Origin of the sequence: Azospirillum sp. B510 (assembly GCF_000010725.1) — a bacterium.
Lineage (GTDB): Bacteria > Pseudomonadota > Alphaproteobacteria > Azospirillales > Azospirillaceae > Azospirillum > Azospirillum lipoferum_B.
In genome coordinates, this window is sequence record NC_013854.1 from 1,270,560 (window position 1) to 1,285,780 (window position 15,221).

General features: G+C 65.2%; 13 protein-coding genes and 2 pseudogenes. 7 read left to right on the forward strand and 8 right to left on the reverse strand.

Annotated features, from left to right (window positions below; genetic code table 11):
- Window positions 1–297 precede the first annotated feature (297 nt).
- From AZL_RS05895 to AZL_RS05905, 3 genes are all read right to left on the reverse strand, one after another.
- Window positions 298–1,518 carry a glycosyltransferase family protein gene (locus tag AZL_RS05895; protein ID WP_042442624.1) on the reverse strand — a complete coding sequence of 407 codons (1,221 nt, stop codon included), beginning with the start codon at window positions 1,516–1,518 and terminating at the stop codon, window positions 298–300.
- Between the two features lie 3 nt (window positions 1,519–1,521).
- Window positions 1,522–3,081 (reverse strand): glycosyltransferase, encoded by a 1,560-nt coding sequence (locus AZL_RS05900; protein ID WP_148219222.1) that lies wholly within the window; start codon window positions 3,079–3,081, stop codon window positions 1,522–1,524.
- Window positions 3,082–3,338: 257 nt separating this feature from the next.
- The gene (locus tag AZL_RS05905; protein ID WP_042442626.1) at window positions 3,339–4,322 is read right to left on the reverse strand and encodes an MBL fold metallo-hydrolase; all 984 of its coding nucleotides are present in this window, start codon (window positions 4,320–4,322) and stop codon (window positions 3,339–3,341) included.
- A 154-nt stretch (window positions 4,323–4,476) separates the two neighbouring features.
- On the opposite strand from AZL_RS05905, the gene AZL_RS05910 reads away from it, so the two are divergent.
- On the forward strand, window positions 4,477–5,394 hold the full coding sequence (locus tag AZL_RS05910) for a LysR family transcriptional regulator (protein WP_042442628.1): 918 nt from the start codon (window positions 4,477–4,479) through the stop codon (window positions 5,392–5,394).
- A 360-nt stretch (window positions 5,395–5,754) separates the two neighbouring features.
- Here the strand turns inward: AZL_RS05910 and AZL_RS35315 are convergent, their stop codons facing one another.
- Window positions 5,755–6,447 carry a hypothetical protein gene (locus AZL_RS35315; RefSeq protein WP_012973741.1) on the reverse strand — a complete coding sequence of 231 codons (693 nt, stop codon included), beginning with the start codon at window positions 6,445–6,447 and terminating at the stop codon, window positions 5,755–5,757.
- 99 nt (window positions 6,448–6,546) lie between these two features.
- A complete protein-coding gene (locus AZL_RS05915) occupies window positions 6,547–7,743 on the reverse strand; it encodes a LysR substrate-binding domain-containing protein (RefSeq protein ID WP_247894294.1) in 1,197 nt (398 codons plus the stop codon).
- On the opposite strand from AZL_RS05915, the gene AZL_RS05920 reads away from it, so the two are divergent.
- Both AZL_RS05920 and AZL_RS05925 read left to right on the forward strand, forming a co-directional pair.
- Complete coding sequence (locus AZL_RS05920; protein ID WP_012973743.1) at window positions 7,658–8,851, forward strand: MFS transporter; 1,194 nt, start codon at window positions 7,658–7,660, stop codon at window positions 8,849–8,851. The genes AZL_RS05915 and AZL_RS05920 overlap by 86 nt on opposite strands.
- A 17-nt stretch (window positions 8,852–8,868) precedes the next feature.
- On the forward strand, window positions 8,869–10,041 hold the full coding sequence (locus AZL_RS05925; RefSeq protein ID WP_012973744.1) for a serine hydrolase domain-containing protein: 1,173 nt from the start codon (window positions 8,869–8,871) through the stop codon (window positions 10,039–10,041).
- Window positions 10,042–10,123: 82 nt separating this feature from the next.
- On the opposite strand, the pseudogene AZL_RS36890 reads toward AZL_RS05925, so the two are convergent.
- A pseudogene (locus tag AZL_RS36890) lies at window positions 10,124–10,285 on the reverse strand (IS3 family transposase); the annotation flags it as partial.
- A 79-nt stretch (window positions 10,286–10,364) separates the two neighbouring features.
- Window positions 10,365–10,976, reverse strand: coding sequence for a TetR/AcrR family transcriptional regulator (locus AZL_RS05930; RefSeq protein WP_012973745.1), 612 nt, complete (start codon window positions 10,974–10,976; stop codon window positions 10,365–10,367).
- A gap of 397 nt (window positions 10,977–11,373) precedes the next feature.
- Here AZL_RS05930 and AZL_RS37605 point away from each other — a divergent pair, with 397 nt between their 5' ends.
- Both AZL_RS37605 and AZL_RS05935 read left to right on the forward strand, forming a co-directional pair.
- The gene (locus AZL_RS37605) at window positions 11,374–11,733 is read left to right on the forward strand and encodes a DUF3313 family protein (protein ID WP_086935339.1); all 360 of its coding nucleotides are present in this window, start codon (window positions 11,374–11,376) and stop codon (window positions 11,731–11,733) included.
- Window positions 11,734–11,760: 27 nt separating this feature from the next.
- Window positions 11,761–13,053 carry an IS701-like element ISAzs6 family transposase gene (locus AZL_RS05935; protein WP_012973655.1) on the forward strand — a complete coding sequence of 431 codons (1,293 nt, stop codon included), beginning with the start codon at window positions 11,761–11,763 and terminating at the stop codon, window positions 13,051–13,053.
- A 32-nt stretch (window positions 13,054–13,085) separates the two neighbouring features.
- On the opposite strand, the gene AZL_RS34060 is transcribed toward AZL_RS05935, so the two are convergent.
- A protein-coding gene (locus AZL_RS34060; protein ID WP_148219189.1) for an IS5-like element ISAzs9 family transposase occupies window positions 13,086–13,843 on the reverse strand; the annotation gives its coding sequence in 2 pieces (ribosomal slippage) (window positions 13,086–13,516 and window positions 13,516–13,843; 759 coding nt in all).
- Window positions 13,844–13,959: 116 nt separating this feature from the next.
- Between AZL_RS34060 and AZL_RS36245 the strand changes: the two are divergent.
- Both AZL_RS36245 and AZL_RS35320 read left to right on the forward strand, forming a co-directional pair.
- Window positions 13,960–14,283, forward strand: a pseudogene (locus tag AZL_RS36245) (DUF3313 domain-containing protein); the annotation flags it as partial.
- Between the two features lie 197 nt (window positions 14,284–14,480).
- Complete coding sequence (locus tag AZL_RS35320) at window positions 14,481–15,008, forward strand: hypothetical protein (protein ID WP_148219224.1); 528 nt, start codon at window positions 14,481–14,483, stop codon at window positions 15,006–15,008.
- Window positions 15,009–15,221 lie beyond the last annotated feature (213 nt).

The window sequence follows — 15,221 nt, forward strand, 5'->3', positions numbered from 1 at the left end:
ATCACTGACTGGTGACATATCAGCGGCTATAAGCGAATGATGGACCGCTCGGAACGCACATCCAGCCCATACCCTCCCTGCGCCTGTTGCGGTGAAGAGGTTCTGCTCGGCGAGCCCATGTATTGGACGCCGGAGAGGCCGGGCCATGTCTGGCATGACCTGTGCGCGCAACGGGAAGGACTTCTGCCCGCAAGTCCCAAGCCTTCCCGCGGCAAGCGGCGCGGCACCAAGTCCGGCCCCAAGTCTCAGGTCATCGAATCGCTGTTCTGACGCGGGGGAAATGCCGGGTGGGGACGGTCATTCCCGCAGGCGGGAGATGATCCTCGGCAGAATGGCGGTCAGGGCCAGGGCGTCGAAGGCCCAGTCCAGATGGGCTTGGCGCAGCAGCGCGCGGCGATCGGCATCGTCGGCCAGCGCCGTGAGGACCCGCAAGGTGTCGGCTTCGTCGGTGAAGGTGAGGTCGGCCTCCTGCGGGCCGAAGAGCCGGGCGCTGTCGCCGTGCCGCCAGCCGACCAGCAGTCCATTCCGCTTGAGGATCTCCAGGGGTCTGGGAAAGATCGCGGTGTCATAGGCGAGGCTGCCGAAATCCAGGCAGGCGGCGGCGGTGCCATAGGCGTTCCGCAATGCCGCCGACACCGGCCCGGCCTGGATGCCGAGGCGGTCCCAGCCATTGCCCCGGAGGAGGAAGGTCTCGCCGAAGGCCCGGCGCAGGGCGCTGGCGAAACGGCGGCGGTTCTCCACCGCGAAGGCGATGGTGAAGGCCCGGTTGAAGGCGAGGGTCCAGGCGGGATCCGTCGAGCGTTCCGTCAATCCGCAGAGATCCATCGCCTGGAGCCGGTGCAGGTCCGGCCTGTCCCTCATGATGCCGGCCACCGTACCGGCGGCGGCGGCGACCGCCGGGTCGGACGGCGCTGCGGCGACATGGTCGGGCCAGCCCTGTCCCAGATAGAGGAAGCGATCGTTGATCGCCCCCTCGCCGGTGTCGCCATCGGCGTCGCCGGTCATGGCGGCGTAGGGATGGCGGACCAGTCCGGGGGCGTCCTGGGACATCCAGCGCTTGTAAAGATCGGATGTCCCGTCCGCCGCCCGCGCCAGATAGATCCAGCGATGGAGGCCGAGCGGCTCGTGGAAGACGCGCGACAGCCCCATCCGGGCCGCCTGCGCCGCCGCCGCCGGACACATGCACCACATGGAGACGCCATGCCGCTCCATCCAGCGGTCGGTCTCCCCGACCTCCTCCACCGTGTGGGCGCCGATCTCCTCCACCGGGTGATTCAGGCAGATATGGACGACGGCCGGCCTTCGCCCGAAGGTCGCGATGTAGGCCAGCAGCATCTCGACCGTGTCGCGCGGAATCTCGAACAGGTTCAGCACGAACAGGGCATCGATGGGACGGTCGATGACCTCCTGCGAGATGTCGGGCAGCGCCAGCACCGAGTCGTGGCCGAGATCGACCAGGGCCGCCTGGATCGACCACAGGATCTCCGATGTGCCACGACCGCAGAGAAGGAAGCGCAAGGCTCAGCTCCGCCGCCGGTGGAGGTCGATCGCCTCGTCCATATAGCCTTCGAGTCGGCCCGGGCTGTCCTCCTGTTCGAGGGCGGCGAAGCGGCCGCGCGCCTCCTCGCGGCTTCGCGACAGCAGGGCGGGGTCGCTGGAAAGAGCGAGCGCTCGCTCGATGAAGGCGTCGCCGTCGGCGACCAGGAAGCCCGGCCCCGCGACGCTCGCCACGTCGCCGCCGGCGAAGGACAGGATCGGCAGGCCGGCGGCCAGGGCCTGGGCGGCACCCGCGCCGCCGCCGGTGCGGTGCGGATTGAGGAACAGGTCGCAGAGTGGCAGAAGGGCGCCGATCCGCCCGACATGGCCAAGACAGCGCAGGCGTGCCGCATGCCGCGACGCGGCGACGCGGGCGGGCAGGGCCTCCACGGGCCCGGCGAACAGGATCTCGCCGCGCGGAACCGCGTCGAGCAGCCGTTCCAGCAAGGCGACGAAAGCGGCATCGACCTCGGCGTCCAGCCTGTTGCCGACGACCACGCAGAGGAAGGCATCCTCGGCCGCGCCAAAATCCGACCGGCCGGCCGTCCCGCCATCCTCCGCGCGCAGCGACAGTCCGAGCCGGAAGGGGCGCCAGGACCGTGCCAGCCGGCCATCGCCCGGCGGTTCCGTCCGGCCGCCGAAGTCGAGCACGATGTCGGCGAGCGAGACGGTCTGGCCGCTCGTCGTCGGCATGCATAGCAGCGGTCGCGCCGATGCCAGAAGATCGGCCAGGATCACCGATCCGCCAAAGGCGATCACAAGGTCGGGGTCGAAGTCTTCCACCGCCGACAGGAAGCCGCCCAGCTTGTCGGCGGTGAGGCCGGGCGCGGTGGAGGACAGGAAATCGAGGGTCTCGTCACCGTACCGGATCGTCTGTTCGCCGGACAGCCTCTCCTCCACCGCCGCGGCGAAAGGCGGGATGAAGGGGCTGTGGTAGCGGTCCGGCATCATGTTGGTGTTCAGTGTCAGGACCGTCCGCCCCAGGTCGTGCTGCAACCGCACCAGCTGGGTCAGCAGATCACGCGATGGCTGGTGCTGGTCGGACAGGAACTGGTTGGTGACCACCACCACCCGGCCGGTCGCAGGCATCCCCGCCGGCCGCGCGGCCGGCGCCAGCCCGAGCCGTCGGGAAATCTCGGTCAGGAAGCGCTCGTAGAAGGGGAACAGCCGGTCCGTGACGAAGTCCGGCACGGATGCCGGGTCCATCCGCATCAGGAACAGCTGGCGCTGCATGCTCCAATAGATCTGGTTGATGCCGTCCAGCGGCGCGAGATCGAGCACATTGTCCAACATGTCGAGAATGCGGAGATAGCGGCGCAGGTCGCCGGACACCGAGGCCAGCGCCGATTCCCGCAGAACCGGGTCGAGATCGGCCGTCGCCGCATCGAGCCGCGCCATCGCCGCGCTGTCGGTTCCGATGCCGGCCGCCCTTGCGGCCTCGCAACCCTCGGAGATCGCGCGCAACGCCTCTCCGGTTCCGGCCGGCCCGCGCAAGCGGGCGATCAGGGTGTCCAGAATGGCGGCGCGGGTATCCGGGATGGTCATCTGCTGCTCCATGGCGAACGCGCACCCGCGCGATGCGCCCTTTGCGATCGGCCGGGCCGGTCCGTCTCCGCAGCCGTCCCCAGCCGGATCTCCCCGGCCGGATCACCGCGATCATCATATTCCATTGATATGACCAGGACAAAGTCCAAGATGGCCGATCCTGGCTCCGTCCGGAGCCATGGGGGTTGATTCCAAAGGAAAATCACCTCGGTCCGGGGCAAAGCCAGGGGCGGCGGCCCGCCCCGCCCCCAGCCGCATCACTCGCGGTTGCGATATTCCACCGGCACCCAGCGATAGCCGTCGCCGTCGCGCCGCAGACGGCCGAGGCCGGGGAAGCCGAGATGGGCGGCGGCGGTCAACTGGCCGCTGTCGGCCTCCTGGGCGAAGCGCTTCAGGCGCTGGGAGCGCGCGGCGCCCTGGTCGATGTCGAAGGCGACGGTGGCTTCCGGATGCGGGAACTGCACCGGGCCGACATGGATGATGTCGCCCCAGAACTCGATGCTCTCGCCACGGCTCGCCACCCGGTAGAAGGCGTGGCCGGGCGTGTGGCCGGGGGTGGGGATCGCCGTGACGCCGGGAAGGATTTCGGATTGTTCGGTGAAGGGCTTCACCTTGCCGGCCTTGAGGTAGAGGCCGACCGTGGCGAGCGCCTCGTCATGAAGGCGGGGCTTCACCCCCTTGGCGACGGTGTCGCCGCCGAGGAAGAAATCGAGGTCGGCCTGGCCGACATGAACCGTGGCGTTCGGGAACGCCATCCGCCCATCCAGCGCCAGCCCGCCGGAATGGTCGGTGTGGATGTGGGTGAGCAGGATGTCGGTCACCTGATCAGGGCGATAGCCGGCCGCGGCCAGGCTGACCGGAAGCTTGCCGCCATAGGGGCCGAACAGCTGGCCGGCGCCGGTATCGACCAGCAGCAGGCGCGGTCCCATGTCGATCAGGAAGGCGTTGATGGAGGTCTCCAGCGGGTCGCGCTCGAACCGCTCGGCCAGCAGCGCATCGATGCGCTCCGGCGGCAAGCCCTGGACCAGCGGCTTGATGCCGAGCGGCAGGGTGCCGTCGCTGAGTGCCGTGACGCGGAGGTCGCCGACGGTGAAGCGGTAGAGCCCGGCCGCCGATGGCTGGGGTGTCGATTGGGGGGCGGGCTGGGGGGCGGTTTGGTCGGTGGCCTTATCGGCGGCATGGCCGGCCGGGATGGCGGCGAACAGCAGGCCGGCGGCCAGCAGCAGCGCATGTGGGGTCATCTTGCCTGTCCTTGGACGGTCTGGGGAACGGGTCCGGCGGCGGCGTTCGTTCCGCCGCCGCGCAGATCCACCAACTAGCACCGGGCGGCAGGCTTGATTACCCGCCAGGCTTGGGCAACATTGTGCCGATTTACGATCCAATCAGCGGGTGCGGATGCAGGACCTGAACGACACGATCGCCTTCGTCAAGGTGGTGGAGGAGGGCAGCTTCACGAAGGCCGCCCAGCGGTTGCGGCTGCCCAAGACGACGCTGAGCCGCAAGGTGCGCGATCTCGAACGGCGGCTGGGCATCCGGCTTCTGCACCGGACCACCCGCCGCATCGGGCTGACCGAAGCGGGGACCGTGTATTTCGAGCATTGCCGCCGCATCGCCGGAGAGCTGGAACAGGCGGAAAGCGCGGTCGCCCAGCTTCGCGACTCGCCGCGCGGCTGGCTTCGGATCACCACCCCGCCATCCTTCGGCATGAAGGTCATAGCGCCGCTTCTGCCTGAATTCCGGGCCCGCTACCCCGATGTCCGCATCGATCTGGTGCTCAGCCACGAGAATCTGGATCTGGTGGCGCGGGAGATCGATCTGGCGATCCGGATGGGGGCGTTGCAGGACTCCACCATGGCGGCCCGCAAGCTGGGCGTCCTGCGCCGCCATGTCTACGCCGCCCCGTCCTATTGTTCCACCTATGGGATGCCGGGCCATCCGGATGAGCTTGTCCGGCACCTGACGCTGGCGAACATGACCGCCCGGCGTCCTTCCGGCTTCGGGTGGCGCCTGTTCCGCACCGATGGCGGCCTCGAGGAGATGGTCGATGCGGCCATAGACCCGGTGATGGCGGCCGACGATCCGGAAATGCTGATCCCCACCCTGCTCGCCGGGGGCGGGCTGGCCCTCGCCACCGACTTCGCCATGCGGTCCTATCGGGCGGACGGGCAGGTGGAGCGGGTGCTCGACGGTTGGAAGGGATCGGATGTCGATCTGCACGCGGTCTTTCCCGGCGGGCGCATTCAGCCGCCGAAGCTGCGGTCCTTTCTGGACTTCCTGGCGGGGCGCATAGAGCTGGAGGATTGTGCCGGCTGAGCTGATGGTGTGGACGGGGCGCCCGGCGCATCGCCGGACTTCGGTGCCTTGATCGGTGCCTTGATCAGGGCATCGGTCGCCGAAGATGCCGTCAGGCGACAAAATAATAAGCCGCAAGCGTATAAGTTTATTTCAAGATATTGGGATATATTTTGGCGTAATCTCTATAAAATTTTTAAGTAATTACAAAGAATATAGTTAGAATGGAGCCTGTAACGGTAAGTGAGGTTGGGTTCCGGAGGAAAACCCGTGCCTGCTGCCTGAACCGTGCGACCCGTCTGACATTCACGCCCTGCCGGCTTCCAATCGGTCCAGCCGGCAGGAACGCCGTGCAGATGGTCGAGGCGAAAAAGCATTTCGTCATCTGACCCTCTGGTAAATGCCAGTGAAGGTGACGTTGGCCCCGCCGCATGCACCCGGCTCACTGAGGTCCGCCACAACCAGAAATGTTCCCAGAATATCCATACGGACATTGCAGTCGTCGTCGGCAAATCGCAGCGTGCTGTTCACCGGCATGGCTTGCCCACGGAGGGTGCCTATATGTTCAGGCTCGTTTCTCCCCGGCCAATAGGCATCGCCGATAATAGCCAGCGCGCCAGATTCTCCCGAGGCAATACGGATCTGGTTGCCTTCGGGGTCGGTTTCCCAGCGACCGAGAAAATTTGTCGGATCACTGGATGCCGACGGGGTATAGGGCCTTAGCACATCCTGCCTTACATAGCCGGCCCCGCTGTTCCAATCGTTGGTTTTGCCGGGAGGCACATAGACGCAGACCCAACCATCCGCCAATGCGGGGGCCGCTATGAGTGGGGTATTGGCCGCCGCCACCCCGCTGGAGCCGCTTTGATGACAACCTGGTCCGGCGTCAGGACACCCGTTGAAGTCCCGCGACAAGGGGGTGTTGGTGTCCACCGTGACAAGCACCATCGAGGCCGGCTCATAGACCTTGGCGAAGTTGCCATTGCGACACATCGGGGTTGCGGCTGTGGCGGCACCTCCAGATAAAGCCCCGGCCCACAGGGCAACAGCTGCCAACGATTGCTTCAGCCTCATGATGAAAAATTCCCTTCCCAGCGAGAAATCAAAAATCCTTGGGACTGATCGACCGGAGCCAAAAATTTCCGCCATCCATGGCCATGAGGCGGCTCTGGATCAACCGGTTCCGAATAATGGCATTTTCATCAACGATACTCGGGCCAGTTTTTTACCAGCTCGACGAACAGATATATTCGTGCCGCCAGGTTTGGACAGCTTTGCGGTTTGGCAACCACCCAATGGTTGCGGATCGCGCAGCAGGTTTTCGGCCATGAAGGAGACGAAGGCCGACAGTTTCGGCGACGGGTGGCGGCTCGCCGGCCACAGGATATGGAACGCGCCGACATCGCGGATGAAGTCGTCGAGCACGCTGACCAGCGTGCCGCGTGAAAGCTGGGCGCGCGCGGCGAACTGCGGCAGGCAGGCAAGGCCGAAGCCCTCCTCGGCCAGACAGATCTGGGGTTCCAGCGTGCTCGCAACCAGCGTGACCGGCAGAGCCATATCGATGTCCACCCCGTCGCGCGCCAGCGGCCAGCGCTCCAGCTTGCCCGTCGAGGGGTATTTGTGGTGGAGGCAGGCGTGGGCGGTGAGGTCTTCCGGCACCTTCGGCACACCATGCGCCGCGAAATACTCCGGCGACCCGACGATGCGGTGGGAGAAGGCGCCGACACGGCGCATCATCAACCGGCTGTCGCGCGCTTCGCCGGTGCGGATCACCGCGTCGAAGCCTTCGTCGATCACATCCACCAACCGGTCGGTGAAATCGAGGTCGAGCTCGATCTCGGGATAGGCGCGCATGAAGGCCATCACCGCCGGCATCATCAGCATCCCGATCAGCGGCAGGCTGACGCGGAGCTTGCCGCGCGGCGCCGCGCGGGTCTGCGACAATTCGAGTTCCGCCGCCTCGATCTCGCAGAAGATGCGGCGACAGCGGTCACGGAAAAGCTCGCCCTCGGGCGTCAGGGTCAGCGACCGGGTCGAGCGGTGAAACAGGCGGATGCCAAGCCGTTCCTCCAACCGGGCCACCGCCTTGCCCACGGCGGAGGCCGAAATGCCGAGCTTGATCGCCGCGGCGGCGAAGCTGCCGGCCTCGGCCGTCTGAACGAAGGCGTTGAGCGCGCCGAGGTGTTCCATGGGCAGCCTTCCCATATTAGGGATCTCCATGTCCGGTATAAGCGGAATTCTAGGCTGATTATTCCGGGCCGGCGATAGCCCTAATCTCACGGGCATGACAGAGACAAGCTCCCCGGCCGCAACGGCCCCGGCTCCCTTCCCATGGTCCAACCTGTTGGCGCTCGCGATGGCTGGGTTCATCACCATCCTGACCGAAGCGCTTCCGGCGGGTCTGTTGCCGCAGATCGGCGCGAGCCTCGGCGTTTCCGAGGCGCTCGCCGGGCAGCTCGTCACGCTCTACGCCGCCGGTTCGCTCGCGGCGGCCATCCCGCTGACGACCGCGACGCAAGGGATGCGGCGGCGGCCGCTGCTTCTCATCGCCATCTTCGGGTTCGCGGTGGCGAACACGGCGACGGCCCTGTCGGGCAGCTATGGGCTGACGCTCGTCGCCCGGCTCATGGCCGGGGGTTCCGCGGGTCTCCTGTGGGCGCTGATCGCCGGCTATGCCGCGCGGATGGTGCCGGAAGGATCGAAGGGACGCGCCATCGCCGTCGCGATGATCGGCACGCCGCTGGCGCTGTCGCTCGGCATTCCGGCAGGAACATATTCGGGCGCGGTGATCGGGTGGCGGGCGTCGTTCGGAATCATGAGCGGCCTCAGCCTGATCCTGATCGCCTGGGTGGCGATGAAAGTCCCCGACTTCGCGGGGCAGGCCGAGGACAAGCGACGTCCGCTCGGCCATGTCTTCGTCCTGCCGGGAATCCGCCCGGTGCTGTTCGTCACGCTGACCTTCGTGCTCGCGCACAACATCCTCTACACCTACATCGCCCCATTGCTGAGCGGTGGCGGCGGGACCGTCAGGACCGACCTCGCTCTGCTCGTCTTCGGACTGGCCGCGCTGGCCGGGATCTGGATCGTCGGACTCCTGATCGACCATCACCTGCGCCCGCTCACCCTGATCAGCATCGCGCTGTTCGGCCTCGCGGTTCTCGCGCTCGGTATCGCCGGTCATGCGCCTGAGGTGGCCTTGAGTGCCACGGGACTCTGGGGCCTCGCCTTCGGCGGCGTCGCCACGCTGTTTCAGACCGCCCTCGCCAAGGCCGCCGGAGACATGCACGACCTCGCCCAGTGCATGCTCGTCACCGCCTGGAACGCGGCCATCGCCGGCGGCGGCCTGATCGGCGGATTGCTGCTCGATCACGTCGGCGCCGGTGCCTTCGCACCCGTCGCCCTTCTGCTGCTGGCCGCGGCCTATGTCGCCGTCCACGGCGCCTGCCGGCACGGATTTCCCCATTCCTTCGTCCCTTGACCCGAACCGGAGCCCCCATGTTTGAACGTCCGCTTCAGGCCTTCTCCACGCTCTCCAAGCGCCTTGATGCCGTCATCGACGGCGCGATCGCCGCCGAACGCATTGTCGGCGCCGTTGTCCTGCTGCGCTGGAACGGAGAGCCGATCTACACCCGTGCCGCCGGCATGGCCGATCGCGAGGCCGGCGCCCCGATGCGCGAGGACGCGCTGTTCCGCCTCGCCTCGGTCTCCAAGCTCTTCGTCGCGGCGGCGGCCATGGCCCTGGTCGGTCAAGGCAAGCTCGATCTCGATCGGCCGATCACCGAATGGCTTCCCGATTTCGAGCCGCGCTTCGAGGGAGAGCCCGTCGTCCTCTCGCTTCGGCACCTCCTCACCCACACGTCCGGTCTCGGCTACGGCTTTCTCGAGCCGGAGGATGGGCCACTGCATCGGGCCGGCGTTTCCGACGGCATGGACCGAACCGGGATCACGCTCGCCGAGAATCTGCGCCGGCTCGCCGGGGTGCCATTGCTGTTCCGGCCGGGCACGCGGTTTTGCTATTCGCTCGCCCTCGATGTCGTGGGCGCCTTGATCGAGGCCGCGACGGGCCTGACGCTGTCGCAGGCGGTGCGAGCGCTGGTGACCGAACCGCTCGGGTTGAACGACACCGGCTTCCCGGTTGCGGACCCGAGCCGGCTGGCCGCGGCTTACGCCGACGACACCCCGCATCCGCGCCGGATGCGTCAGCCCGACCTGGTGCCGTTTCTTCCCGGTCTCCCCGGCTTCAGCATGGACCCGTCACGCGCATTCGACGAGCAGGCCTTTCCATCCGGCGGCGTCGGCATGATCGGCAGTGCCGGCGACACGATGGCCCTGCTCGAAGCGCTGCGGTCGGGCGGCGCGCCGCTGATGCCGTCGGCACAGGCGGCGGACATGGGGCGGGATCAGATCGCCGGCATCGATATGGAGGGCTCGCCCGGCTGGGGCCATGGCCTCGGTTTCTCGGTCTTGCGCGATGCGAAGGCGGCCGGCGTGACCGAAACTCCCGGCGCGTGGCGCTGGGGCGGCGCCTATGGCCATAGTTGGTTCGTCGATTCCGGCAAGAACCTGACACTGGTCGCCTTCACCAACACCGCGCTCGAAGGCATGTCGAATGGCGGCCGCTTTTCCGCCGATCTGAGCCGTGCCCTTTATGCCGCGATCGGACCATGAGGCGGAGTGATCCTCCAAAAATTGAGCTGGTCACTTTTTCCGGACGGATTGGCGGCGGGGATGAGCTTGGTCCAGGTTCGCGTCATGCCGCCGATCTGATTGGGTTCCGCGTGCCTTTGTCGGCCTCTGCCGGAGTTCTGCCGCCGAGCGCCGAGCGCGGGCGGTCGGCGTTGCCGTGATCGACCCACCGGCCGATCACGGCGCTCGCCCCGCTGCCTGTTTCGAAGGCGTGGGGATGGATGCAATAATCTTCTGGGAAAAACTGGGCACGCCTATAGCCAAATTCGGGGCCGTCCGGCGCGTCATCGCCTGTCCAGGCCCGACTACGCGTCGTCGGCTGTCGCGGGCGGAGCGAACAAGCGCAAGAGCATCGTCAGGAGCAGCTTGCCGCTCTTCTCCTTATCGAGCTCGGGGTCGCGGATGGCGATGGATTGAGAACCATCGATCACGCCGATGACGATCGCCGCGGCCAATTCCGGATCCAGGTTCGCGTCGACCCGCCCCTCTTCCTGACCCTTGCGCAAAAACGCCGCCACCACGGCCCGCCCTTGGCGCGTGCTGTCCTGAACGATCTTGGCCATAGTGGGGTTGTGTCTAGCTTCCGCCAGCATGTCCAATAACAATGCGTTATTCATTCTGCCTTTGGTCAGCAACGCATCCTCGATTCCCTGCACGAACGTTCCAAAGGGGTCCGCGCTCTCCATCACGCGCTCGGTGTGCGCCATGGCATCGTCGAGACGGGCCCGGATGATCGCCGCTATCATCGCCTCCTTACTATCAAAGTAATGGAAGAGATGTCCGGGGCTGATATTTGCCTCCGCACAAATCGCGGAGGTGGTGGCGCCATGAAATCCGCTGCGTGTGAAGCACCTCCCGGCGGCCTCCAGGATTTCCTGACGCTTCTCCTCGTGCTTGGCTGGGTCGACCTTGCGCATCGCATTTTTCCTAATACCAGATGCGACACTCTATGAAATCGAAATGACGCCGACAATCCTCTGGCCACGCTCCGCTCTCGGCCGCCCTGGCTGATCGAAATACCCAGCGTGAAGCCTGCGCGCCCTGATCCCCCCCACAGCCCCAGATGATGCGTTCCGTGGTCCACATGGCCGCGTTGACGCGCGGATTTCATCCCGCCGTGATCACCGGCTCCGTCTGGTCGCCACCGGGAGGCTGTCCCGTGAGCGTCTCGGTCTTATTAATAGACTAATTAGTCTATTAATGTTGACCCCTCGGCGCCGTTGGAGTTACATGGATGAGCGATCGGTCTGAAATCTGGAGGAACATCGCCTCCACGCGATCGTGCGTGGTTCATACAGAAGGTGAGGGAGTCCCATGGTAAGACCATCGAAGATATCGCTTGCCCTTCTCTTCGTGACAGGCGGGTTGGCGGGATGCGCTTCACAACCCGTTCGCTACCAAGGGCTCGCATCCACAGAGCAACTTACGGCCAACCCGCAAGACAAGGGCGGGCACCTGCCCTTCGTCTATGTCGCGAACAACACCGACTGGTCCAAATACGGCGCTTTTTTGCTCGAGCCCGTATTGATCTATTCAGGTCCCGACGGCCAATTCGGAGACGTCTCCGACGAGGATAAGCGAGCATTGGCGAGCTATATCCAGGAGCAATTCGCTCGAGCCCTAGTACTACAGCCGGTCGCGAAAGACGGAATATGCGGCCGGGCGGCCTGTTGAGCTTGGAACCGACTGGAGGGTCCGAGCATGACCGAGATGACGGAAGCGGCGGAATGGTCCGATGCCCTGGAAGGGCTGGTCGGCGGATTGAGGTCCTTCTACAGCGCGGCCGGTCGCCAACGGGCTCTGCGTTACGTGAGAGGTCTTTTGGCGCCGCTGGATCGCAAGAATGGCTGGCAGTTGGCCGAAGCCGCCGGGGATTGCTCGCCGGCGGCGATGCAGGATTTCCTGGCCCGGACCCGTTGGGATGCCGACGCCGTCCGCGACGACCTCCAGGCCTATGTCATCGAACGGTTGAGCGACGATGAGGCCGTGCTGGTCCTCGATGAAACCGGCTTCGTCAAGAAGGGCACCCGCTCGGTCGGGGTGAAGCGGCAGTATTCCGGCACCGCCGGACGTATCGAAAACTGCCAGATCGGCGTCTTCCTCGGCTACGCCAGCCGACGCGGCCGGGTGCTGGTCGACCGCGCTCTCTATCTGCCCGAGGACTGGGCTGGCAACGACGAACGCCGACGGATGGCCGGCGTCCCCAACGCCGTCGGCTTCGCCACCAAGCCGAAACTGGGGCGGGCGATGCTGGAGCGCGCCGTGGCAGCCGGCCTGCCCTGCCGCTGGGTGACCGCCGACTCCGTCTACGGCGGGGACTACGCGCTGCGGCTATGGCTGGAGCGCCAACCGCTGGGCTACGTGCTGGCGATCACCAGCAAACAGCGCGCGCCCATGGGCTTCGATACGGTCAAGGAGCGGACGACCGGCTTCACCGCCACCGACTGGCAGCGGTTGAGTGCTGGCGACGGAGCCAAGGGGCCACGCCTCTACGACTGGGCGCACAAAACCTACGCTTCCCTGCGCGAGGGCTGGTGCCGCGGTCTGCTGGTGCGCCGCTCCATCGCCGAGCCGGACAAACTCACCTACTATCTGACCTTCGCCCCGGAAGGCACGCCGGTCGCCACATTGGTCCGGGTCGCCGGGTCGCGCTGGACCATCGAGTCCTGCTTCGAGGCGGCGAAGGGCGAGGTCGGGCTCGACCAGTACGAGGTGCGCTCGTGGACCGGCTGGCACCGCCACGTCACCTTGGCCATGCTGGCCCTGGCCTTTCTCACCGTCGTGCGCACGGCGGCCATCGGGGGGAGAGGATCAACTCGACCTGTCCGCCGATCTTCTGCCCTTGACCGTGCCCGAGATCCGCGCCCTCCTGGTCGCCTTGATCGGCCGGCCCCCCGCGCCACCCACCGCCATTATCGATTGGTCCATCTGGCGAAGACGCCACCAACAGCGAGCACGGCGCTCCCATTGGAAACGACGCACCCAAACCGATAAGGACCGGCTGTAGTACTAGGGCCTGTTGACATTCATCGTGTTACCAAGACGGTAGCGACGAGGTTAATGGCAGCGGCGAAGCTTGTATCAGTTTTGTCGTATCGTGTGGCGATGCGTCGGAATTCTTTGATTTTGCAGAAGAAGTTCTCGACCAGATGGCGCCATTTGTACATCTCGGCGTCGTGGGGAATCGGGGGAGATCGGTTGGCCTTGGACGGAATGACGGCGACCGCGCCTCGCTCGGCGATCAAGATACGGATGGCGTTGCTGTCGAAGGCTTTGTCAGCCAGCAAGGCGGAGAATTCGATGCCGTCCAGCACCGGTTCGACGCCGACGCTGTCATGTCGCTGGCCCGGCAGCAGGATGAAGCGCCCAAGGTTCCCCAACGCATCGACGACGGCCAGGATCTTGGTCGTCAGCCCGCCACGAGAGCGACCGATGGCCTGAGCCTGAGTCCCCCCCTTGCGCCGGTACCGTGCTGATGCACCCGGACAATCGTGCCATCAATGATCGCGTACTCGAAGTCCGCGTCGCTCGATAAAGCGGCGAAGACCTCGTCGAAGACACCGGCCTTGGCCCATCGGCGATAGCGCTGGAACACCGAGTTCCAATTGCCGAACGCTGCGGGCAAGTCCCGCCAGGGCGCTCCAACGCGGACGATCCACAGGACCGCCTCCAAAAACAGGCGATTGTCCGCTGCCGAGCGGCCAGGGTCACCCACTTTGCCGGGAAGAAGCGGCGCTATCCGCTCCCACTGATCATCTCGCAATACAATCCGATCCAAGGCCACCTCCCTTTTGGTAGCCTTGAATCAAATTTCTGTGACCACAGGAAGCCCCTTCTCAACGCGAATGTCAACAGGCCCTAAAAGCCAATTTCGCGGCGGCGGCCAATCCCAGCCCGAGCACCCTGCGCGTCCGGGTCACGCTGACCGGCGTCGAGACCAACCTGCCCATTCTTGGAACGGTGTCGAAATTGGTACCGGTTGGCGCGGTGGTGAATACCGTGCAGACTGTCCGCGACAAGCAGGGAATGCTATCTGGTTCGGTGAGTTACGCGGTCGAAATCCATGACAGCATGTCCAACCGCCTTCTTCGGGCCTATGTAAGCAAGCAATACCCCTGGGCTGAAAACGTCTTCGCCAGTTTCGGCACGCTTGATGCCGCCCGTGCGGGAATCCGCGTGGGCGCGGACGATCTGATCGTTCAACTTGGCCGTACTCCGAGGTAGACGGCGCTTTTGCGATTATCGTCCGATCGAATGCAAGCCCGGAAGGTGAGGGCGAATCCACGGATTCAGAACGGCGCCGTGTACGCGGGGAGATCACGCTTGGAAAACAGAAATTCGGCGTGCTGGAAGACGGTGCACCGGGAAATAAGGATAATGGAGAGTGGCGTTGAACAAACGCCGGAAGCGTATCTGAACGTTTGGGCAGAGCTGTCGGAGATTTCAACGAACAAGAGGGAATCGGCACCGCGGCGGCCGATCATCAACGTTTATCCCGCGGACGGCGAAAAACGCAGACCGTTGCTCGCACCATCGGAGCCCGTCGCTTCAAGGCGATGGGCTCCGATGGTGAGCGGCTGACTTTTATTCCAGATGGTCATGGAGATGTGGCGATGGTTCGCGAAACGCCACGAACCACATCATTTCATTCCCACTCGATTGTTCAAAATCACCATAACAGATTGAAATTGTTGAGAAATGCACAGAAGGCACTCTGCGATGTCCGACGACGAGGCCGTCAAAAAGCTATGCTTTTGATTCCAAAGGAAAAACTCCAAGAAAAATATTTTTTGCGGCTTCGACGGCTATCGGGGCCGATCGAGCAGTTCACCATACCAGCCGCAGCGGCGCGCACGACCGACTCGGCGGTGGAAAGTACCGTCACAGGGTTCATGGCTCAGAACACTCTGCGACACGACTCGCCGCAGCAGAGTCGCTTGAGACGGTGACCGCGCCGCGCTGCGCAGCGAGCGCCTCGGCCGCCTGTTCGACGGACGGCGTTCTGGTGTCGAACCGGCTCGTAACCGGCAGCAGGTACACGCTATGTCCAGTCCGGACCACTTTCCCCTGCTTGGTCATGCGGGATTGAGCTACCGCGGTGCGATGGCCGAGGTGAGGCAAGCATTCAGCCGGGACAGGCGCCTTCGGGTCGAGCGGCCCGG